Source organism: Rothia nasisuis (assembly GCF_928381405.1).
Taxonomy (GTDB): Bacteria; Actinomycetota; Actinomycetes; order Actinomycetales; family Micrococcaceae; genus Rothia; species Rothia nasisuis.
Map to the genome: position 1 here is coordinate 126143 of NZ_CAKMSB010000004.1, position 21755 is coordinate 147897.

20 protein-coding genes and 1 pseudogene are annotated in these 21755 nt (G+C 60.5%); 7 read left to right on the forward strand and 14 right to left on the reverse strand.

Annotated features, from left to right (window positions below; all coding sequences use genetic code 11):
* Positions 1-127 precede the first annotated feature (127 nt).
* The 3 genes and pseudogenes from L6966_RS05025 to L6966_RS05035 form a co-directional block, all read left to right on the forward strand.
* Positions 128-274 (forward strand): annotated as a pseudogene (locus tag L6966_RS05025) (ammonia-dependent NAD(+) synthetase); the annotation flags it as partial.
* A gap of 53 nt (positions 275-327) precedes the next feature.
* On the forward strand, positions 328-783 hold the full coding sequence (locus L6966_RS05030) for a carboxymuconolactone decarboxylase family protein (RefSeq protein WP_237233002.1): 456 nt from the start codon (positions 328-330) through the stop codon (positions 781-783).
* A 134-nt stretch (positions 784-917) separates the two neighbouring features.
* On the forward strand, positions 918-1280 hold the full coding sequence (locus tag L6966_RS05035; RefSeq protein ID WP_237233003.1) for a GNAT family N-acetyltransferase: 363 nt from the start codon (positions 918-920) through the stop codon (positions 1278-1280).
* A gap of 21 nt (positions 1281-1301) precedes the next feature.
* Here L6966_RS05035 and L6966_RS05040 read toward each other — a convergent pair whose 3' ends face one another.
* The 4 genes from L6966_RS05040 to L6966_RS05055 form a co-directional block, all read right to left on the reverse strand.
* Complete coding sequence (locus L6966_RS05040; RefSeq protein WP_237233004.1) at positions 1302-2621, reverse strand: M18 family aminopeptidase; 1320 nt, start codon at positions 2619-2621, stop codon at positions 1302-1304.
* A 10-nt stretch (positions 2622-2631) separates the two neighbouring features.
* Positions 2632-3756, reverse strand: a complete 1125-nt coding sequence (locus L6966_RS05045) for a CPBP family intramembrane glutamic endopeptidase (RefSeq protein ID WP_237233005.1) — start codon at positions 3754-3756, stop codon at positions 2632-2634.
* Between the two features lie 67 nt (positions 3757-3823).
* Positions 3824-4333, reverse strand: a complete 510-nt coding sequence (locus tag L6966_RS05050; RefSeq protein ID WP_237233006.1) for a hypothetical protein — start codon at positions 4331-4333, stop codon at positions 3824-3826.
* A gap of 36 nt (positions 4334-4369) precedes the next feature.
* The gene (locus tag L6966_RS05055; RefSeq protein ID WP_237224183.1) at positions 4370-4873 is read right to left on the reverse strand and encodes a DUF456 domain-containing protein; all 504 of its coding nucleotides are present in this window, start codon (positions 4871-4873) and stop codon (positions 4370-4372) included.
* A gap of 144 nt (positions 4874-5017) precedes the next feature.
* On the opposite strand from L6966_RS05055, the gene L6966_RS05060 reads away from it, so the two are divergent.
* Both L6966_RS05060 and L6966_RS05065 read left to right on the forward strand, forming a co-directional pair.
* The gene (locus tag L6966_RS05060) at positions 5018-7885 is read left to right on the forward strand and encodes a multicopper oxidase domain-containing protein (RefSeq protein WP_237233007.1); all 2868 of its coding nucleotides are present in this window, start codon (positions 5018-5020) and stop codon (positions 7883-7885) included.
* A gap of 102 nt (positions 7886-7987) precedes the next feature.
* Positions 7988-8605 (forward strand): lytic transglycosylase domain-containing protein, encoded by a 618-nt coding sequence (locus tag L6966_RS05065; RefSeq protein WP_083092524.1) that lies wholly within the window; start codon positions 7988-7990, stop codon positions 8603-8605.
* 62 nt (positions 8606-8667) lie between these two features.
* Here L6966_RS05065 and L6966_RS05070 read toward each other — a convergent pair whose 3' ends face one another.
* Together L6966_RS05070 and L6966_RS05075 are read right to left on the reverse strand one after the other, a co-directional pair.
* A complete protein-coding gene (locus L6966_RS05070; RefSeq protein ID WP_083092522.1) occupies positions 8668-10161 on the reverse strand; it encodes a DUF1846 domain-containing protein in 1494 nt (497 codons plus the stop codon).
* A 132-nt stretch (positions 10162-10293) separates the two neighbouring features.
* On the reverse strand, positions 10294-11043 hold the full coding sequence (locus L6966_RS05075) for a glycerophosphodiester phosphodiesterase family protein (RefSeq protein WP_083092520.1): 750 nt from the start codon (positions 11041-11043) through the stop codon (positions 10294-10296).
* Between the two features lie 721 nt (positions 11044-11764).
* On the opposite strand from L6966_RS05075, the gene L6966_RS05080 reads away from it, so the two are divergent.
* Entirely contained in the window at positions 11765-12601 is an 837-nt protein-coding gene (locus tag L6966_RS05080; RefSeq protein ID WP_237224180.1) for a VanW family protein, read from the forward strand.
* On the opposite strand, the gene L6966_RS05085 is transcribed toward L6966_RS05080, so the two are convergent.
* The gene (locus tag L6966_RS05085; RefSeq protein WP_237233008.1) at positions 12598-13272 is read right to left on the reverse strand and encodes a beta/alpha barrel domain-containing protein; all 675 of its coding nucleotides are present in this window, start codon (positions 13270-13272) and stop codon (positions 12598-12600) included. The genes L6966_RS05080 and L6966_RS05085 overlap by 4 nt on opposite strands.
* 172 nt (positions 13273-13444) lie before the next feature.
* On the opposite strand from L6966_RS05085, the gene L6966_RS05090 reads away from it, so the two are divergent.
* Positions 13445-14023, forward strand: a complete 579-nt coding sequence (locus tag L6966_RS05090; protein ID WP_083092514.1) for an RBBP9/YdeN family alpha/beta hydrolase — start codon at positions 13445-13447, stop codon at positions 14021-14023.
* Between the two features lie 267 nt (positions 14024-14290).
* Here the strand turns inward: L6966_RS05090 and L6966_RS05095 are convergent, their stop codons facing one another.
* From L6966_RS05095 to L6966_RS05125, 7 genes are all read right to left on the reverse strand, one after another.
* Positions 14291-14611 (reverse strand): Fic/DOC family N-terminal domain-containing protein, encoded by a 321-nt coding sequence (locus tag L6966_RS05095; RefSeq protein ID WP_237233009.1) that lies wholly within the window; start codon positions 14609-14611, stop codon positions 14291-14293.
* A 171-nt stretch (positions 14612-14782) separates the two neighbouring features.
* Positions 14783-16069, reverse strand: a complete 1287-nt coding sequence (locus L6966_RS05100) for an aminotransferase-like domain-containing protein (RefSeq protein WP_237233010.1) — start codon at positions 16067-16069, stop codon at positions 14783-14785.
* Positions 16070-16071: 2 nt separating this feature from the next.
* Entirely contained in the window at positions 16072-17091 is a 1020-nt protein-coding gene (gene speB / locus L6966_RS05105) for an agmatinase (RefSeq protein ID WP_237224269.1), read from the reverse strand.
* A gap of 395 nt (positions 17092-17486) precedes the next feature.
* Complete coding sequence (locus L6966_RS05110; protein ID WP_237233011.1) at positions 17487-18419, reverse strand: aldose 1-epimerase family protein; 933 nt, start codon at positions 18417-18419, stop codon at positions 17487-17489.
* A 7-nt stretch (positions 18420-18426) separates the two neighbouring features.
* Complete coding sequence (galK, locus tag L6966_RS05115) at positions 18427-19761, reverse strand: galactokinase (protein ID WP_237233012.1); 1335 nt, start codon at positions 19759-19761, stop codon at positions 18427-18429.
* A gap of 12 nt (positions 19762-19773) precedes the next feature.
* Positions 19774-20898 (reverse strand): galactose-1-phosphate uridylyltransferase, encoded by a 1125-nt coding sequence (galT, locus tag L6966_RS05120; protein ID WP_083092503.1) that lies wholly within the window; start codon positions 20896-20898, stop codon positions 19774-19776.
* Positions 20895-21665 (reverse strand): DeoR/GlpR family DNA-binding transcription regulator, encoded by a 771-nt coding sequence (locus L6966_RS05125; protein WP_083092501.1) that lies wholly within the window; start codon positions 21663-21665, stop codon positions 20895-20897. Before L6966_RS05125 ends, galT begins: the two co-directional genes overlap by 4 nt.
* Between the last annotated feature and the right edge of the window lie 90 nt (positions 21666-21755).

Genomic DNA, 21755 nt, shown 5'->3' on the forward strand with positions numbered 1-21755 from the left:
CGCACGAGGAAAGAAAGGCTGATGAGAAAGTAGGCGAAGCCGCTGGGCTCCATCGAGTGCGAGCCTGGGGGCACCTCAAGAAAGGCCTGATGAATAAGCCTCTATACTTTCATATCTCCTAGAGATGCTCGGTATTACCTACGACCAGATTGACGACTACCTGGAGGGCCGCCAGATAGATGAGACTGCGGCCGAAAACATCGAGGGCAAGTTCCTGCGCACCCGCCATAAGCGCACCACCCCCGTCACGGTTTTCGATTCCTGGTACACGTAGTTCACCCGCTACTGGCCCACGCCGTACACGCTCGGTAGAGGTAAGCTGGTGGCATGTCTGAAACCCACCAGGAGTTCTATCTCGATAAGTCTGACCCGGCAGCCTGGGCTGCCTTTGGTGCCCTGAGCAAGCAGGCCGGTGACTCTGCCCGCACTGCGGGACTCGATGACCAGCTCATTGAACTGGTCTGCCTGCGCGTCTCGCAGATTAACGGCTGCGCCTACTGCCTGAAAGTGCATACTAAGCGCGCTATCAAGGCCGGGGTATCCGATACTCGCCGTGCCCTGGTGAGCGCCTGGGAGGAAAGCAGCGAATACAGCCTGACCGAAAAGGCTGCCCTCTTTCTGGCCGAAACCGTCACCCAGCTCCCCTGCGCAGAAGACCGCAGCTTCGCCCAAACCTACGCCCGCGGCGTGCTCACCGACGATCAGTACTCAGCTGTGCAGTGGCTGGCTATCACCATGAACGCCGCCAACCGCATCTCCATCATGTCGCAACACCCGGCCTAGCCCGGCAGCGTCCGCGCCCTATTCTGCCCGCAGTAGGGTCGCAGTAGAGTCGCAGTGGGGCAGCAGGCTGGGAATAGAAACCCGACTCGTGCGTTAAACCCAACACAGATACTTTACGTTGAAAGGAAAATGCTGTGGTAGCACCGCTCGAAACCCCGGTGATTAAGGAACGTAACGACGGCGGCTACGGCGCCTACGAAATCTTCGTGGACGGCTCTAGCGCCCCCGCAGGTTTCACCCAGTTCTTCGACTACGCAGAGGGCGGTACGCAGCAGCGCATCTTCCCACACACGGTCATCAAGGATGAGTTCGGCGGGCAGGGGTTAGCCTCCATGCTGGTCAAGGACGCTCTGGAGCAGGCGCTTGCGGCGGGTTACCAGCCGGTCGTCGTCTGCCCTTACATCAAGAAGTGGCTCGAGAAACACCCGGACTACGCCGAGAAGACCACTAAGCCCACGCCGGCCCACCTGCGCTTTTTGGCGCAGGCCCTCAGGTAAGGCAGGGGCCCGATAAGCTCCCTAAATCCGGTAGAACCCCTCGATTGCGCGGGTCAGGTGGGCCATGTCAGCAACCGTGGTCAGCTCACGAGCTGAGTGCATGGAGAGCAGGCCAACACCCACATCAACGGTGCGCATGCCAAGCCGGGTGGCGGTGATAGGGCCGATAGTGGAGCCGCAGGGCACCTTGTTGTTGGAGACAAACTCCTGGTAGGGCACCTCTGCAAGGGCGCAGGCCTGGGCGAAGATTCCTGCCCCAAGAGCGTCTGTGGCGTAGCGCTGGTTGGCGTTAATTTTCAGCAGGGGGCCACCGCCGGGTTCGGGGCGCACAGCGGGGTCGTGGTGGCCGGCGTAGTTGGGGTGGGCCAGGTGCCCGGCATCTGACGAAAGGCAGATAGACTCAGCCACCGACCGGCGGTAGTCCGCCGGGGAGTCGCCACGTGCGTCCGCGAGACGAACCAGGACGTCCTCCAAGAAGGGGCCCGCCGCGCCAGAACGGGTCTCAGACCCGATTTCCTCGTGATCGAAGGCTGCCAGCATAGCGGTCTGAGCAGAGCCAGCACCCGATTCGGCGTAGCGAATCAGGGCGGTCAGACCCGCGTGCACGGAGCTCAGATTGTCAAGGCGGGCAGAGGCAAAGAGCTCCTCCTTCTCGCCAAAGACGCGGGGTGGCTGAGCGTCGGCAAAGAGCAGGTCGTAGCCCACGATGGTTTCGGGGTCAACGGCGCCACCCTCGGCGCCTTCGGCCAGGTAGGCCAACACATCACCGGCAGAATCGCCGAAGCCCCAGACGGGGTAGAGGTTACCCTGCTTATCAAGTTTAAGCCCCTCGTTAGCAGCGCGGTCCAGGTGGATAGCCAGCTGCGGGATGCGGGCGACTGGCCCGGTAGCTACCAGGCGGGTTTGAAGCTGCCCGTCAATGAGCACGGTCAGACGACCAGCCAGGCGCAGTTCACGATCCAGCCAGGAGTTCAGCAGGGGCCCACCGTAGACCTCCACGCCCACCTGGTTCCAGGTGAGGGTACGCACTGACGGCTTGGGCTTGACCTTGAATCCGGGTGAATCGGTGTGAGCGCCCAGCACCCGGTAGCTTTCATGGGCATCGGTGCCCACCCATGCAATGATGGCACCATCTCGCACCACATAATGCTTGCCGGTTGTAGGCGAGGCGCCCCAGGCGTCCTGCTCCTTGAGCTCGGTGAAACCGGTTGCACGCAGGCGGCGGGCGGCCTCAGCGGCCGCGTGGTAGGAGGTTGGGGACGCCGTCACAAAGGCGGCTAGGTCATCGATGTTGGTTCGGGGGTCGAGGTCAGCTACGGCCTGTGCTGGTGAAGGAGTCATAGGGCACATTTTACCGTTGCTTCACCCACACCTGGGCCATACGGGTGCGGGCCAGGCGGCGGCGGTTGGCTACAAGGACGACCACCAGCACGTAGAGCCCCTGCGTCACAATCGACGAGACCAGCATGGCTGGGGTAGAGCCCTGAGCTGCGAAGGGGTCAGCGGCACCAAAAATACCAAGGCCCATAGCCAGCAGGTTGTTAACCACGTGCAGAGCGATAGCGGCCTCCAGCCCACCGGTGCGCCAGGTGACAAAGCCAGCGGCGATACCCATAAAGAGAATGGAAAGCTGAGCCCATAGATCGTACATGTGACCCAGCATGAAAAGCGGTGCAGGCAGAACAATCGCCCAGACCGGGTTCCGTAGCCAGCGGCCGAGGGTCTGCATGAGGTAGCCACGAAAAACCAGTTCCTCGGCGTAGGCCTGAAAGGGCACAAGCAGCACCACCAAGACCAGCAGAGTCGCTAGGGTCCAGCCTGAAGCGGTAGCACCCGAGGTAAAGAACGGCTCCCCGGCCAGGGCTCCCATGATGAGCGGCACGGCAACGAACATCAGGGTAGCGATTAGAGTGCAGATTCCCAGCCAGCCCCAGCGCATACGTCCGGCTACCGAGTGCACCAAGCCCCAGGGCTTGGGCCCCACAATCAGGCGGGCCAACCACAGGCAGGGGAACATCAGCGCCACCGAGCCGAAGAAGAGCACAAAGATGAGAGGGTCCTCAAGGGCTGCGGCCTGGAGTTGCGCAGCTACCTCGTTTGCGGTGGCTGTGGCATCGATTGTGAGCTGCCCCGAGGCTGCCTGCTCATTGAGGGAACGCATCAGAGAGGGCACCAGCAGGGCCACACTCAGCACTACCGAAATGACCAGGTAGATAGGCACACCGATGAGCGCTTCAAGCAGGGGCGTGAACCAGCGGTTCTTGGGGTCGGCCAGGGCCAGGCGGTGATAGCCGAGCTCCTGGGTCTGCGCTACGTATCCGGGCCGCCAGCCCGGCGGGGGCACCTGCACGGGCACCTGTGGGGCCGGGTAGGGCGCTGGTACTTGACCGGTCTGTTCCGGCGGGTAGGTGTAGGGTGCGGGGTGGTGCTGGCTCTGCTGCATCTGCCAGGGGGTGGGCTGGTTAGGGGTACTCATACCTCTACCCTACACACGGCCCACCCTCCCCCACCAAGATAGCAGGGCTAAAGAGGCTCTCTCCGGGTTACTTGTCGGTGGTTTCGGGTGCAGATGCCTCGTCACCGTCTGCCTGCTGGGCGGGGGCAGAAGCGTCCTGTTCTGTGGTCTTGCGGACGGCTACCAGCTTGGTGCTGCGCTTGGCTTTGGCGCGGCCGGGTAGGCGTTTGGCGGGACGTTCCTGCGCGGCCTTCTTGGGCAGGGCGGCAATGCGCAGGGCCAGCTCTAGCACGAGTAGCCCGAGCGCAGCGTAAAAAACGTAGTAGGAGGGGTAGAAGTAATAGAGGCTGGCGTTCCACCCGGCCACGGTAGCGCCCAGAGCGACCACGGCCAGCGCCAGAATGACGATGTGAGCCAGTGAGAAAGCCCCGGGGTTCTGCTTGTTGCGCCAGGTGATATAGATGGCCATGAGCGCAAAGAGCACAGGAAAGAAGATTTGACCAGAGAGAGCCATGGCATCGTTGGCGTAGCGGTAGATACCGAGGGCCTGGACGATGGCAGTGGCGGCAAGAATCAGAGAAGCAGGCAGTGTTTTCACGGGAGACCAGTCTACCGTGCTACCTGGTCGTGTGCGCTAGGCCGTCACAAAGTAGGTGATAGCGCAGATTGTGAAGATGGTGCCGGTGGTCAGGGCGGCTGCCAGTTCGAGGAGCATACCGATGCCCATTGATTTGAGGGCGGCCAGGGTACTGCCGATGGACGCGGCGAAATCTCCCTGGTTACGCACGGTTTCACTGATGAGCAGGGCGACCGCGAAGCCCACAAAGAGCCCAACCACGGGAATCACGAACATGCCAATGACGGCACCAACGACACCCCAGAGGATCGATCTGTTGGGGATGGCCCGCCGTTTGAGGGTGCGCCCAGTCAGGACGGCCTGGGCAGCCATACCTGCGATCATGATGGGCAGGCCCAGGCCGAGTAGCCACCAGCCCTCGGGGCCGCGCAAGGTCAGGCCCCAGAGGAGTACTCCGCCCAGTAGGGCGAAGGAGCCTGGCAGGATTGGGTAAACAATGCCAATGCAACCAAGGGCAATGAGCAGGGCGGCAATGATGGTGATGGTAATGGCAAGGGTCATGGACTCTAGTGTAGTGGGCAGCGCCGCCTAGACCCTTGGACTGTTCGCCCGTGTTTATTACGGGGTAGATGTTTGATGCGTTGGGTGTTTTAGCTGAGGGCACAGCTGACTATAATTGGTATATCAAATACAATATTTGGAGTGATGATGTCAGATAAGGACGCCGCGCCCCGCTCCGTCTACCGAGAGCAGCTCACCCTGGGGGCCCGCCCCGCGGACGCGCCCGGGCAAGCCGTGAGCAGCAAGCAGGCCCGCGACATCGCTACCGGCCGGGCAAGCTGGCACCGTAAGGCCTCCAAGCCGGTCTCCTTCTGGATGTTTGCGCTCTTCATCGTGCTCATGACCCACCGCTGGATCCCCCAGTCCCTCTGGCTGATGGTGCACATGGTGACCCTGGGCCTGATTACTAACTCAATTCTGATTTGGTCGCAGCACTTTACCGAGGCCCTGCTCAAGCACAGGCTGCCCGACTCAGCGCGGCCCGTCCAGCTGGTACGCATCTACAGCCTCAACGTCTCCATGATTTTGCTGATGGTTGGCGTGGTCTTCAATCTCTTTCCGCTGACCCTGATTGGGTCAACGGGCGTGGGCGCTGTGGTGGCCTGGCACGGCCTGGCCCTGTTACAGCAGATGCGGGCCGCCCTGCCCGCCCGGTTTGGCGTCACCATCCGCTACTACGTTGCCGCTGCCTGGCTGCTACCGGTGGGGGCGACCTTCGGTGCCCTGCTGGCCTATGACGCTCTCCCTGCCCTCTGGTATGGCCGCCTGCTCCTAGCCCATGAGGCCGTAAACGTCCTGGGCTTTGTAGGCATCACGGTGGTCGGCACCCTGCTGACCCTCTGGCCCACCATGCTCCGCACGGTGATGGTTCCGGACGCCGTCACCCGCTCGGTGCAGGCCCTGGCGGGTATGGGCGCGGGGCTGGGCATCACCACCGCAGGGGCCCTGACCGGGCTGACCTGGCTGGCTACCACCGGCCTGCTTCTCTACGCCGTAGCCCTAGTACTGGTGGGGGTTCTCATGGTGCGAACCACCCAGGCCAAGAAGCCTGCGGACTACCCGACTCTCTCGGTGGCATCCGGCATGATTTGGTTACTGACGGGGGTGCTCTGGGCCGCCTATCTGGTAGCAACCAGTGATTTCAATAGCCTGACCTTACGCCCGGTCACCCCCGTACTTGTGGTCGGTTTTCTGGTGCAGGTTCTGCTGGGGGCCATGAGCTACCTATTGCCTGCCCGCATGGGCGGGGGCCCCAAGGCCGTACGCGAGGCCAACCGCGAGTTCAACCGCTTTGCGGCCGGGCGCATCGTCATGGTGAACCTGTCTCTGTTAATCTTTGTGCTACCGGTGGCCGTGACCGGGTCGCTGATTCGCACCCTGGCCTCCCTAGTCGGAGTTTTCACCCTCTTTGCCTTTATCCCACTCATGTTGCGCGGTGTAAAAAAGTCGGTGGCGGTGCGCAAGGCCATGATTCAGGCCCGGGCCCGCGGTGAGACCCCCTCACCCGACCCCGAGGCCGTAAACCCCACGCCTGTTCCCCACCTCAAAAACGCCCTGATAGGCGCCCTGGCCATTGCACTGATGCTGGGGCTGGGGCTGGCTGCCGACCCGGCGGCAAGGGCCCGGCTGACGGCACCCGGCACCACCACCTCCGCAAGCGGGCAGACCACTACCCTGACGGTGGAGGCTACCGCCGATATGCGCTTCACCCCCGATACCGTTGAGGTCCCGGTGGGTCATCGCCTCATCATCGAGGTCACCAACACCGACACCAAGAACGCCCACGACCTGACCTTCTCCAACGGCACCTCCACCGGGCGCATCAATCCGGGTGAGAGCGCCACCGTGGACGCCGGGGTCATCACCGAGAACCTGAGCGGCTGGTGCTCGGTAGTTGGCCACCAGGCCATGGGCATGACCTTCACCGTGACCGCAACCGGCGCGCAGACGTCCGGGAGCGGTGCCACCGGCTCAGCCCACGCGGGCCACACCGGTAATACCGGCGCGGTGAGCGCCAGCGGCCTGCTGGCTCCCTCCGATCTTGACCTGCAGGGAGAGGTCTCGGCAGACTACCAGACCCGCGATGCCGCCCTCACCCCCGTACCCGAGGGAGAGAACGTGGATGGCCTTACCGTCCACCGGCAGATTCTGGATGTGCAGGAGCTGCCCCGAGAGATTGCCCCCGGGGTGCGGCTCAACGCCTGGACCTTCAACGGTTCCTACATGGGCCCCACCCTGCATGGCAAGGTAGGCGATATCTTTGAAATTACACTCGTCAATAAGGGGAGCATGGGGCACTCGGTGGACTTTCACGCCGGAGCAGTCTCACCCGACGGGGTCATGCGCACTATCGCCCCGGGTGAGTCCCTCACCTATCGTTTTGAAGCCGTGCGGTCGGGCATCTGGCTCTATCACTGCTCCACCATGCCCATGAGCACCCACCTGGGGGCCGGCATGTTCGGTGCGGTCATCATTGACCCGCCCGGACTACCCGAGGTAGACCGGGAATACCTGCTGGTGCAGTCAGAAATTGCGCTCACCACTGCCCCGGGCGCTACTTCCGAAGGGCCTGGCTCGGTGGCTACCGGCCCTGTGGCAAGTGAGTCAGGCGGCAGCGTCCTCGCCGATGTAGTGGCGGCTAACCAGGCCACCGCGCCCACTCTCACCCTCTTTAACGGCCACGCCACCCAGTACCTGCGCGACCCGCTCACTGCCCGCGTGGGCGAGCGCGTGCGCATCTGGGTGCTCAACGCAGGGCCTGGCGGTCAGCTGAGCTTCCATGTGGTCGGTAGCCAGTTCGATACGGTCTACAAGGAGGGCGGCTATCTGTTGCGCGACGGTGCCGATGCCTTCGGGCAGGCGGGTGGCGGTGCCCAGGCCCTTGATCTTTCCACCGCTCAGGGAGGGTTTGTGGAGATGACCTTTGAGGAGGCTGGCACCTACACCTTCGTCAACCATGACTTTGGTGCCGCCGAGCGCGGTGCCCGCGGGCAGATTCGGGTGAGCCCGTAGCTACCCATCTGGGCGCCCGTGTGCGGGTTGAGTGCATCACGCTGACGTGCGTGTGAGGCGGTGACCTGCTGAAATCCTCGCTTTTCAAGTACCCTGGTAATAATGAACAGCGAACGCACCAAGCCGAACCTCGCTCTGCGCATTGGCGCGGGGCTGATTGCGCACTGGCAGATTGTGGCATCGGCGGGGTTGCTGACGGCCGGTGTGGTGGGGCTTTCTGCCACCTATGAGGATTACTGTGGGCAGACCGACCTGGCCTATGCGCCCCCGGAGTTGCACGACGATATCCAGGCTGCCGCTGATGCATCAGGTTTTCGCGCCGGGGTACTGGCTGCCCAGCTCGAAACCGAATCGGGGTGGGTTACCGGTGCCGAATCCCACGCGGGCGCGCACGGCCTGGCCCAGTTCACTCAGGAAACCTGGGATATTTGGGGCGAGGGTGATATCGACAGTCCCGAAGATTCTATCGCTGCCCAGGGCCGTTACTTGGCCTACCTGGCGGAGCGGCTAGCGCCCTACGCCACCGACGAAACGCCCCTGCAGGATATTGTGCTGGCGGGCTATAACGCCGGGCCTGGTGCCGTTGAGGAGTATGGCGGCGTTCCTCCCTACTTTGAGACCCAGAACTATGTGGTCAAGATTGATGAGCTCTCGGCCACCAAGTACGCGGTTACCTGTTCCCCCTCCCCCGACTTCAAGCAGGCGGTGCTGGTGCGCTAGGCCCGCTACGCGAGAGACCCCTCTCTTGAAGGGCGAAAGTATCCAGGTGCACCAGAGAAAAACTAACGCTTCTGGTAGAGCGTCTTCTTCTGGAACTTGGGGTCAGAGGTCACCAGCATGCCCAGGGATCGGAAGATACGCTCATCGACCGAGCCCAGAATGGTGGTGGTGTGCACGTCAGCCCCGCGCAGGTTCTTGATCTGGTCAAGGGCGGTTCGGGCGGCCTCATCATGAGCTGCAGAGGTGGAGAGCGCAATCAGCACCTCGTCGGTGTGTAGGCGGGGGTTCTGGCTACCCAGGTGCAGGGTCTTCAGCCGCTGAATGGGCTCAAGGGCCTCGTCAGAAAGCAGATGCTTATCATCGTCGAGCCCGGCCAGGTGTTTGAGGGCATTCAGCAGGGCAACGGCAGAGCAGCCCAGCAGGCCGGTGGTCTTGCCGGTGACGATGGTGCCGTCTGGCATCTCAATGGCCGCGCCGGGTGCTCCGGTGGTTTCCTCGCGCAGGCGGGCGGGGGTGACCACGGGGCGGTCGGTCTCTTTAATGCCGGCCTTGGTCATGACCACGGCGGCACGGTCTGACTGGGTGGAGTCCAGGCCGCCGCGGGCCTCGTCCACCAGTGCCTTGAAGTAGCGGCGGATAATCTCCTGCTCAGAGGCGTAACGGCAGGCGGCATCATCGGTGATGCAGTTACCGGCCATGTTCACGCCCATGTCGGTGGGTGACTGGTAGGGGGTGGTGCCGGTCATCTTCTGCAGTAGCACCTTGAGCAGGGGGAAGGCCTCAACGTCGCGGTTGTAGTTGACCGTGGACTCGCCGTAGGCGGTCAGGTGGAAGTGGTCGATGACGTTGGCGTCGTCCAGGTCAACGGTGGCGGCCTCGTAGGCCAGATTGACGGGGTGCTCTAGAGGCAGGTTCCAGATGGGGAAGGTCTCGAACTTGGCGTAGCCTGCCTTCACCCCCCGCTTGTTCTCGTGGTAGACCTGTGAGAGGGCGGTCGCTAGCTTGCCGGAGCCGGGGCCGGGGGCGGTCACAACCACCAGGTCACGAGTGGTTTCAGCGAACTCGTTGCGGCCTAGGCCCTCTTCGCTCACAATCAGGTCGGTGTTGGTGGGGTAGCCGGGAATGACGCGGTGACGGGAGACCTTCAGGCCCAGGCGTTCCAGGCGCTGCTTGAAGGCAACGGCCCTGGCGTTATCGTCCTCCATCTGGGTGAGCACCACGTGCTCCACCAGAAAACCGCGTTCGCGGAAGACATCGACCAGGCGGAGCACGTCGTCCTCGTAGGTAATACCGAGGTCAGCGCGAATTTTGTTGCGCTGTAGGTCTTTAGCGTTGATGCACACCAGGATTTCAACGTCATCGCGAATCTGCTCCAGCATGGCAATCTTGTTGTCAGGTGTGAAGCCGGGGAGCACGCGGGAGGCGTGCATATCGTCAAAGAGCTTGCCGCCCATTTCGAGGTAGAGCTTGCCGCCGATTTCTTCGCGGCGCTCCTGAATATGCCGAGACTGCATCTCGATGTATTTCTCACGGTCAAAACCAATTTTGTTCACCATGGAGTTTAAGCCTATCAAGTCAACGGGCGCGGGCGCCCCCGCGCAGGGCCGTGGCGGCAGTGGAATCGGGCACCTCTGCCGGTTGGGTACCAGATTAGGCTGTTTTGGGCGGGTGGCCTGCCCACAACCGAATCAAGCTGGCACCTCGTGGGCAGAGGAGAGATGTATCAAGCGCTCAGGGTAATCGGTGAAGATGCCGGTGGCACCCCAGTTTTTCAGCTCGTTAGCGCGGGCTGGGCTGTTGACCGTCCACACGTTGACCTCGTACCCAGCCTCGCGCAGGGCGCGCACGGTGGCGCGGGTCAGACCGCGCTCTTGCAGGTGAACCGCTTGAGCCCCGATAAGTTCTAGGACGGAGCGCCAGTCAGATTGAAAGGCCTCGGCTACAAAAAGCGCACCCACAGCATACTGCGGGGCCCGGCGTTTAAACTCGGCCAGCAGCAGGTGGTTGAAAGATGACACGATCACCTGCCGCCCCGAGCTCAGTCGGGCCAGCTCGTCCTGAACTTTTGTGATGAGTAGGCGCGAGCGCTCCGCACCCTGCTCATTGGATTTCAGTTCTATGTTGAGGTTGAGCCCACGCTCATTAGCTAGGTCGATGAGCGCCGCCAGGGTGGGCACGGGTTCACCTGCCGTGCCGGGCGAGAACCAGAAACCGGCGTCCGCTTGTTTCAGCTGGTCAGCAGTGTAATCGTAGAGGGGGCCGGTGAGGTTGGTGGTGCGGTCCAGGTCGGTGTCGTGCAGCAGGACGGGCGTGCCGCAGGCCGCTATGTCAACGTCGGCTTCAACCCAGGCCACACCGGCATCTGCGGCGGCGGTAAAGGCGGCGAGAGTATTTTCTGGGCAGGTGCCGGACGCCCCGCGGTGAGCAAAGATACGCATGACACCATTATGGGGCGGGTAGCTGAACAGCGGGTTAAGCAGGTAGGAGGAGCACGCGACTCAGTGGAGTTCATAGGTTTATTTGTAGCGGGGCAGGCCTCATCTCAGCGCCAGATAGGCACCTTGTAGACCCCCGTAATTTTCCTAGTGGTTTCTCACCGGCTCCTGATTATAGGGCAGTACAGTCGTACCAGCAGCGAGGTGTATTCAAAAGTGCCTTCACCCCGGCTTCCCAGGCTCGCGCTGGATGGAGCCAGCGGCTTCGCTGCGAGCCTGTGTCACCTGACTACTTTTGAATAAGCTACAAGATATCGCACCAGCTGCGTAAAACACCGACCACACACCACCAACAACATCCGCTCATACCAACCAAAAAGGGGCCGCCTGAACCCAGCTTGTTCCTGCGCCGAATGTCCTTTCTGAGTCGAACGTCCCTCTTTTTGCCGAAAGTGCCAACTAGAGTGGGGCATTCGGCAAGAAGTGGGGTATTCGAGCCGGAGCACAGGGCACCTGGAGATGTGGGCCTACTCTACCGCCCTTTTGAAAGCCACTATGAATAAGCCTCTAGACATCATCACCGGGCAGGAACCGGCAACCTTAAGAGCCTTGGTGCGCGAGGAGCCGCTCCCCTCACCACAACATAGGATTTTAATGATTGCTGGGTATTATGGCACCAAGGCACCTGCGTCACAGGGGCACACAACACCATCTGAGGGGAAACATGAGGTTCGGCAAGAAGGAAATTCTTTTCTGTGAGATTCACCCCGTCTGCTACTGGATTTCAACAGAAAAAGAGGCACTCAAACGCACCCTGAAAGACAGGCGTAGTGAGCACGTCTTTGCCTCGCAGCTGGTACCAGAGAACCTGCCCAACCTGGTCAGTGAAAACTCCTCCGACCTCATCAAAAAGGGCCCGGGCATTGACCCGGCCTTGCAATACAACAAGGCCAACAACATTGAAATTGCCGCCCGCACCATGGACGGTTTAATTCTGGAGCCCGGGGAGGTCTACTCCTTTTGGAGGCTGGTGGGAAGAATCTCTGAACGAAAAGGCTATCGTGATGGCAGGGTCATCATGAGTGAAAAGCTGGACGCCGGTCTGGGCGGCGGCCTGTGCAACCTAGCCAACAGCGTCAACCTTCTCATACTGCACAGCCCTCTGACCATTACCGAGCTCCACACTCATTCGGACGCCCTAGCGCCAGACAAGGGTGAACGGCGCCCTTTCGCCACCGGAACCTCCGTGGCCTACAAGAACCTGGACTACCGCTTCGCCAACACCACCGACCAGAAAATCCAGCTACGCGTTTGGATTGCCAACGAAACCCTCTTCGCTGAGCTGAGGAGCGAGGCCGGGTTTGAAAACTACTACCGGCTGGTTGAAGAAGACCACCACTTCGCGCAGGAAGAAGGCAAGTTCTACCGAATCTCCACCATCTACCGGGAGACGCGGGCTAAAGCAGACGACTCTCTAGTGGAACGCACTCTCATACTCAATAACCGCTCAGAGGTCATGTACGACTACGAGCTGATTCCCTCACACCAGATTCGGGCCTAGCCTCGTGACCCGTGTAGGTGGTTGCCCACGGCAGCAATCTGTTCACTGAAACTGCCCCCGAATTTTCCATCGAAGAAAGCGCTGCCGATGGTAAAAGCCCAGGGCTTGTTTGCCTTGATAAAATCAAGTTTCTGGTAGGAATCAACGCTCCCCGCCAGGCAGACCGGTAGGGGTGACTGGGCCAGAACTTCAGCCATCACCTTTTCAGCGTCACCTATATGACGGTAGCCCAGCAAATCAACCCCGTACACGCCCTTGCGCGCGTAGCTTTCAAGCTGTTCAAGCATGAGCTCTGCTGTTCCTTCGAGCACGGAAGGGCGCTGACTCACCACCCCAATAAAGGGCATGTATTTGATGTCGTTCTCAGCGCAAAGCTCTAGAACAGAATCGTGATAGGTGGTGCCCATCAGGATGTCGCACTCACAGGCAACCGCCATCCGGGCTCCTGCCAGGCAGGCGTCCTCTTCGTACTCCACCACCTCAAGAACGGTGGTCTTGCCTGCCCCTCTTATACGGGCATAGAGAGCCTGCATCTGTTCAAGAGGTAAGGGCTTTTCTTTAAACCCCCAGTAGCGGGCAGGAGCACCTACACACGCTTCAAAGATTTCAGCCGCGTTCTCAACGGTACAGTCATTGTAGGTCAGCATCACGATAAGCTCAGATGGCTTCACGCTTCGCTCCTGTCTGCAGAAGAATCAAGAGCTATTTTAGGTAGGCGGCCACGTTCTCTGCCGCCTTCCCCTCAATAGTCAGCTTTATCCTACGGTAGAAAGATTAAGAGAGAATGAAAGGCCGATCATTGACCCTCCTCTGTGAAAGTTAAGCCTCAGAAAGAGACACACCATGAAATTTTTACTCAGCCCGGGCTACACCAATTCAGGGCCGGACCACTGGCAGACACATCTTCACTCCTCATACGAGTCATTCGAACGAGTCCAACACAGCAAGTGGGACTACGTTGAGAGAGAGCCTTGGATCCAAGAACTAGAGCAAGCGATGAGCACACTCGACGAGGAGCTCATCCTCATTGGGCACAGCTGCGGAGCGAACGTCATTGCACAGTGGTCCCACACCGCTTCACCCCACCTGCCCAAAGTGAAAGCGGCTATTTTGGTAGCCCCGGCGAATGTTGACGATAGTAGCCTGCCCCCTGAAATCACAGCCCAAAGCCCCCTACCCTACAAGCGGCTCCCCTTCCCAGCCCTAGTTATTGGGAGCGATAACGACCCCTACATCTCTCAGGAAGATCTTGAGAATCTTGCTCAGGCGTGGGGGGCTGAACTGGTCGTCGTCCCTGGCGCAGGGCATCTAGCCTCAGCGGACGGCTACGGCGCATGGCCCGAGATCGTCACCCACATCGAAAAAATTGCGGGGCTTACTCTGCGCCCTCTCAAAGACGAGCACTCATATCGGCAGGGGTAGAAAAGCCGAATGTGCCACTTTTTGCCGAGTGTGCCACTCTAAGCAGCACTCTCGGCAAAAAGTGGCACATTCGCTCACGAGGCGAGAGGGTTGGCAGCGAGCGCGAGCCTGGGAAGCCGGGGTGGGGTATAAATACGACGGCGAGTTACAGGGTTGCCGATATACACGCCGCCCCCATGCCTCACCCGAGTATCAATATCACGGATGGTGCTACAGATTTCCCGGGCAATATTAGCGGTGATAATCCCCTGACGCTCCCGCATCGCTTCAAACCCAGCGAAGAGAGCTTTTTGGTAGCGCAGGGCCTCCCGGGTTAGCCCCGCTGGCGTCCGTTGATATCCTTGCTGCCCTAAAGAGTTCGTCGGTGGTAGTTACAATGTTCTCGATCTCAGAGCTTGCCTGGGCCTCAAGCAGCGCTAGAGAATGCAGGAAGATGCTCGGGTTGGGCAGGGGCACCAGGGCCTCGTTCAACCCGGCAATAGCTACCCGCGCTTCGATAACCGCCTTGAGTACACGGGTGGTTTCCACGTAGTCGACCGGCGGTAGCGGTGGGAGTTCATTGTAGGGTTCATCAGCAGACCAGGTCATGTACAAAAGCTACCGATTTTTTGACAAATCCAGGTCACATTTCCAATCTTTTGGCAGGTTCCTGGGCCACTCTCTCCCAACCCAAGAACCCTGCACACAGCGAATGCGACTAGCCCTTCAGCACGACTCAACGGTGTTCGCTACGCTCGCCGCTCCCGCTTCGGTCATCTCTTACGAGCTCGCGCGCTCGCTCCCGATGGCCTCAGCCAGCCTCCTCACACCCTCGGTCAGGGCGTCCGGATCGATGGCTGAGAAGGCGATACGCAGCTGGTTGGCACCGGGGTTGCGCGAAACGCCATCGGAGCCCACCACCGGCTCATAGAAAGCCGAGCCAGGAATAAAGACCACACCGGCCTCGATTGCGGGGGCGAGGGCGTCCGTCGCGTCCTCATACTTGCCGCCGGCGGGCAGGGTCAGCCAGGTGAAGAAGCCGCCCTCGGGTACCGTCCAGGTGGTGCCCTCAGGCATGTACTTCTGACAGGCGTCCAGCACGGCCTTGCAACGGGCCTCATAGAGGGCAGCGGTGGCGCGGGTGTGGGACTCCCACAGGCCCTCGCTCATGAAGCCCAGCACCAGGCGCTGCGAGAGCACCGACGGGCAGATGGTTACGGCCTCGCCCGCAATCTGCAGGAACTTACGCACGCGGAAGGGGGCAACCATCCAGCCCACGCGCACGCCGGGCGAGAAAACCTTGGAGAAAGAGCCAAGGTAGAGCACGTTCTCGGGGTCCAGAGAATAGAGGGAGCGGCGGCGTTCCCCGCTGAAGGAGAGCTGGCCGTAGGGGTTATCCTCAACGATCAGCACGTCAGCTTCACGGCAGACACGCACCAGCTCGGCGCGGCGCTCGTCCGACAGGGAAATGCCGGTGGGGTTCTGGAAGTTGGGGATGGTGTAGAGGAACTTAACCTGCTTACCCTCGGCCCGAATCGCCTCAATAGCCCGAGCGACGGCGGCGGGGTCCAGGCCGTCCGCGTCCAGGGGTACCTGGCGGACGTCCGCCTGGTAGCCCTCGAAGACACCCAGGGCGCCGGTGTAGGTGGGGCCCTCCGCCAGGATTACATCGCCGGGGTTGACGAAGAGCTTGGTGGCCAGGTCCAGGCCCATCTGGGAGCCCGCGGTCATCTGAATGTCATCGACGGCCGGGCGGGCACCTTCCGATTCCATGAAGTCACAAACCAGCTCGGCCAGGGCCTCAAGGCCAGCACCTGAGCCATACTGCAGGACTTCCAGGCCCTCTTCTTCGATAATGCGGGCGCTCATAGCCCCGAGAGTATCGAGGGGCAGCAGGTCAAGATCAGGGTTGCCGCCTGCCAGGGAGATAATGCCGGGGCGCATGGCCACCTCAAAGACGTCGCGCACAGCGGACGGGCGGAACCCGGCAGCGCGGTCAGCGAAGTGGCGCATGATGCGGGCTTCGGCAGGATTAGCTTCGGCCAGTAGGGCTGCAATCTTGCTCATGGTTACTCCTTGCCGCCGTAGGTAATATCAGCGACGCCGGACGCCGGGGAGGTCGGCTCAGCACCCACACCGGCGGCGTGTAGGGAGATGAGTTCGTAGACGGTGTGGGCGGCAGCGATGCCGGTCAGTTCGGCGTGGTCGTAGGCCGGGGACACTTCCACCACCTCGGAGCCCACCAGGTTGAGCCCGCGCAGGCCGCGCAGGATTTCCAGCAGTTCGCGGGAGGTAATGCCGCCCGCTTCGGGGGTGCCGGTGCCGGGTGCGTGGGCGGGGTCCAGCACGTCGATGTCGATGGAGATATAGAGGGGCTTATCACCAATGCGCTGCCGCAGGAGTTCAACGACCTTCTGCACGCCCAGGTAGTAGACGTCCGCGCTGGTGACGATGCCAAAGCCGAAGCGGGCGTCGTCCTCAAGGTCTTCGGTGCCGTAGAGGGGGCCGCGGGTGCCCACGTGGCAGAGGGCGTCGGTGTCGAGCAGGTCTTCTTCGAAGGCGCGGCGGAAGGGGGTACCGTGGGTGTATTCGGCGCCGAAGTAGGTGTCCCAGGTATCCAGGTGGGCGTCGAAGTGCAGCAGGGCGATTTTGCCGTGCTTCTTGGCCAGGTTGCGCAGGTTGGCAAGGGCGACGGTGTGGTCACCGCCGATGGTGACCAGGCGGGCGCCGTCCTTGGTCAGTTCATGGGCGCCAGCCTCGAACATGGCAAGGGCTTCTTCGATGTTGAAAGGGTTGCCGATGACGTCACCGGCGTCGGCCACCTGGGCTTCTTTGAAGGGGGAGATGTTGGCAGCCGGGTTGAAGGGGCGCAGCAGGCGGGAGGACTCGCGCACGTGGTTGGAGCCGAAGCGGGCGCCGGGGCGGTAGGAGACGCCGGAGTCCCAGGGCATACCTGCCACGACGATGTCGGCTTTCTCGACCTGGTCCAGGCGGGGCAGGCGGGCGAAGGTGGCAAGGCCGGCCCAGCGGGGTACTTGAGCGGCGTTGACGGGGCCGACGCGTTCGACGCCGTCAGCACCGGTGGCGATGACGCGGTTGGGGTCAGCTGAGAAGAAGGCTTCTGCCACAGGAATCTCCTTTGGTTTGCGGGTGCAGGTCTGTCTGTGCGGAACTATCCGGGTGGTGGGGGCAGGGCGAGCGCCGTGTGAGTGCCCACACTTATTCGCTACCACTATAGCGGCAGGACGCGGGGGCGCGGGGTGTTTTTTTGGGCCCCTACCGGTGGGGTTCCGATACTTATTCAGTGGAGGGCAAAGCCATACCGGGCGGCACTCCTCCCGATGGCGAACACCCGCACTCCCCCGGCACAACACAGTGCCCAGCGGGGAGAGGCGGGTGCATAAGTTTGCGGCAGGGTGGGCATAAAAAATATGAGGGCACTATGGCGCAAAGTCCCACACTTTTATGTGCAGCCGGTTTGCCCCTAGTCTTCTTGGATTCGCCACCAGCTGGTGTGGCTTTGGTGTGGTTCTAGTTCAATGAGGTCTGTGCCGCTGTTGAAGGCGTTTGCGGGGGCTGTCATGGGTTCAGCAGCAAGGGCTCGCCGCTGAGTTCCGTCTGTATAGAACTGCAACCATTCGATACCGTCTCCGATTGTTAGTCGGGTGGCTTCACCGTTGGGAGCGGTGAGGACGATGTGTGCTTCTCCAGCAGTTTTTTGGATTCCTCCGAAGGCGTGGTCGAGATTTATGCCCTTGAGGGGGAGTGTGTCTGCGAGATTGAGGTCTTCGGTGAGGGGGAGTTCCTGGGTGGGAATCATGGATTCGTTGACCTTGAGGTAGGTAGAGACAGGAGCAGTGAGGTTCCATGAGTCGACTGCGCCGGGGGTTTCCTGTTCTGTGCCTGTCATGAGGTAGGGGTGTGCGCCGAGGGCGTAGGGGGCTGTTGTTTCTCCAGTGTTGAGTGCGGTGAAGGTTGTGGTGAGCCCTTGGGCGGTGAGGGTGTAGGTTGCGGTGAGTTTGAGGGGGAAGGGGTAGCCGGGTTGGGGTACTAGGTGGAGATTGGCAGTGACTGATGATGAGTCGGGGGTGTTAATTGCTTGGTTGAGTTCCCAGCAGGTCCAGTCAGCGAGTCCGTGGATTGCATTTCTAAGGGTGGGTTCATTGATGGGCAGCTGGTACTCGGCGCCCTTCCAGGTGTATCGGCCTTCTGCTATGCGGTTGGGCCAGGGGGCGAGGAGGGCGCCTCGGGCGGCTTCTCGTATTTTGTGTGGTGGGGCGGGGAGTACGAGCTGTCGCCCTTTGGGGGAGGTGAGCGATGAGAGGTTGGCACCGACTTCGGTAATTGTTGCTTGGTAGCCGGAGTGTTTGAGGGTGACTGCGGCTCCCTGTGGCTGGTTCTGGGTGGAGGTGGACATGGAAATCTTACTCCTTCTCCGCGGATCGGGAGGGGGTGGCTACCAAGAACTCTGGGGGGGTGAAGCCTTCACGGTCGAATGCTTCTGCAACTGCTTCAGCGAGGTTCTCCAGGTTTTCAGTAGGAACCAGTGCAATAGCAGAGCCACCGAAGCCACCTCCTGTCATGCGGGCTCCTAGTGCTCCTGCTTCGCGGGCGGCGTTAACTGCGGTGTCTAGTTCGGGGCATGAGACTCGGTACTGGTCACGGAGGGAATCGTGGGAGGCGTTGAGGAGTTCACCGAGCTTTTCCCATACGTCATCGGCTGGTGAGTTTACATTGTCGAAGAGGGCGATACATTCTTCAACGCGAGCAATTTCGGTCCAGACGTGGCGTAGGGCATCACGGATTACTGCCCGGTCTGTTCCGTCGGGCAGGTTGTAGGAGTCTACGTTGTTATCCCACTGTTCGATGAGTTCTTGGGTTTCTTTGAGGGTGGGGGTTCCTTGGAAAGCGTCTCGGAGGTGGTTCACGCCCAGGGCTTCGCGGGCAACCTCGGTTGCTGCCCGTCGGGCGGCGTATTGCCCGTCGGAGAGGTTGTGGTAGGCTCGGGTGTCTATCACGAGTACGGAGAGGTTGGCTGAGGCGACGTCGACGGTAAGAGGGCGGGTGGAGAAGTCGCGGCAGTCGATGGCGAGGACGGAGCCTTCTTCTGCACGGAGGGAAATTGACTGGTCCATGCCACCTGTTGAGGCCCCTGCGATGTCGTTTTCTGCTTGGATACAGGCTGAGGCCAGTGCGGCACGTCCCTGGTCGGTGCTGGCGAGGAGTTCTCTAGTGGGCTGTTGGGCGGTTAGCAGGTCGTCAACGCCGAGAGCTACAGCGCACTCTAGGGCAGCTGATGATGAGAGTCCTGCACCCAGGGGGACGGAAGAGTCGATGGCGATGTTGGCGCCGAACCCTTCCGGCGAGAAACCAGCAAAATCGCCCTGCTTTTGCTGTTGCATAGCCCAGGGAACACCTGCAACGTAGGAGAGCCAGCCGGAGAGGGGCTGGGTGCCCACCTCAGCAAACTGAACGGTTTCAGTATTGTCATCAGGGGCAGTTGAACCGGCATCACCCTGAGCGGTGACTGCCGTAATTTTTCCATCTTGGCGGGGGGCCATTGCTACGAAGGTGCGTTGGGGGAGGGCAAAGGGAAGGACGGTGCCACCGCAGTAGTCGATGTGTTCGCCCAGAAGGTTGACGCGCCCAGGGGCTGAGTACACTCCGTAAGGGGCTTCCCCAAAGGACGTATAGAAGCGGTCTTCGACGTTCTTGCGGAGTGTCTGTGCAGGTACGGTGTTCTTCCAGATAGCAGGCATGGTGTGTTTCCTTTATGCGTCAGAAGCAAGTTCTTTGAATCGGGTGGCGATACGCTCGGGTGTGGTGTCAGATACCCACGCGGCCATAGCGGATTCTGAGCCAGCCAGGTATTTCATCTTTCCGGGGGCACGCAGGAGGGAGAAAACGTGGAGGTACATGCGTGAGACGTTTTTTCCGCCGATGATGGGGGCCTGGTGCCAGGCTGAGATGTAGGGGATTTTGTCTACCCCTTCGAAGAATTTGTCGAGTCGATGCAACAGGTCTAGGTACAGCTCGGTGAGTTCGTCTTTTTCTGCTTCGGTAAGTTCTGTGAAGTCACGAACCGGGCGTTTGGGCATGACCATAAGTTCTACAGGCCACTTGGCGGCATACGGTACATACGCCACAAAGGAGTCGGTTTTCCTAATGATTCGTTCTTCTGCTGCAAGTTCCGCAGCGAGAACATCTCCCAGGAGGTCTCCACCGGTTTCTGATGCCCATGCGTCTGCTCGCCGTGCAACAGAAGCTGTATAGGACGGCATGTAGGGGTAGGCGTAGATCTGACCGTGGGGGTGGGGCAGGGTTACACCAATTTCTTCTCCACGGTTTTCGAAGGGAAAGACCTGTACGACTCCGTCGAGGGCTGAGAGCTCCTTGGTGCGGTGGGTCCAAGCTTCTACAACGGTGCGTGCCCGTTCATAGCTGAGGGAGCCAAAAGAACCGTACTGGTCTGAGGTGAAGCTGATAACCTCGCAACGGCCGCCTGGTGTGGTCTCCTTGAAAAGGGGCTCGTCTCGGAGGGTCTCTAGCGGCCCTTGCAGTGAAGGGAAACGGTTTTCAAAGACAACAACGTCGTAGGATTCTTCCGGGATTTCACCGGGTACGGTTCCTACGCCAGCAGGTGCCAGGGGGTCCTCATCAGCAGGCGGCAGGAAGGTTCGGTTGTTGCGGTGAGCAGCGATAGCAATTGATTCGCCGGTCAGAGGGTCGGTACGCACGCAGGCAGCTTCGTGGGGAGGCAGAGTGCGAGGTTCCAGGGGGCGGGTATCGCGGATGGTTCGGGTTTTCCGGCCTGAGAGGTAGGGTTCAGAGTCATCGAAGAAGATGATTTCTCGCCCGTCTGCGAGGGTTCCTTTAGTAACTTTTACGTTGGTCATGCGGTAATCACCTTAGCTACGTTGTCGGATAGGAAGTTGTGTCGTTCCTGGGTGAGTTCGTCGGTGACGACGGTGTCGATGTCTGCCCAGGAGGCAAACCGGGATAGCCCAGCCACATTCCATTTACTGGAGTCGAAAACAGCCACGGTGTCGTGGGCGTTTGCGATAAAAGTTCTGTTAGTACTGGTCTCGTTCATGTTGGGGGTGTACATGCCTTTCAGAGTCACACCGTGAGCACCCAGAAACAGAACATCGATGTTGAGGTTTGCCAGGGTTGCGTCCGCAAGCGGTCCAACGAAGGCGTCAGAGGGTGTGCGCTCACCGCCGATAAGGAGCACTTTGGGCTTGTTCCTTGTGTCAGCTAACCCGTGGAAGAAGTCAGAGACGGGGAGGGAGTTAGTGACGATGGTGAGGTTCTCAAGCTCTGTGCGGGTAGCTATTTCTTGGGCAAGGCGTGCGCTGGTTGAGCCTCCGCCGATTGCAATTGACTGGCCGCTGCGGACTAGCTGGGCTGCGGCCTTTGCAATTTTTGCTTTCGACTCTGCGTTGAGCATGGTCTTCTCAGCAAAGATTGGCTCATGGGTAGATTCAGAGATGGTTGCACCTCCGTGAACCCTGCTCAGTAACCCCTGTTCTTCTAGTTCTGCCAGGTCACGGCGAATCGTCATCGCAGATACATTCAGCAGGCCAGCCAGATCTTGGACCTGAACAGTGCCTTTTTCCTGTACTTTTGCAACGATTGCGTTGTGGCGTTGTTGAGCCAGCACTTAAACCTCATTCCGGTTGTAACAACTTCTTCTAAAATGAACAATATCAAACAAAAACGAGCATTTCCAGAGCTGAAACGTGCTCAAAAT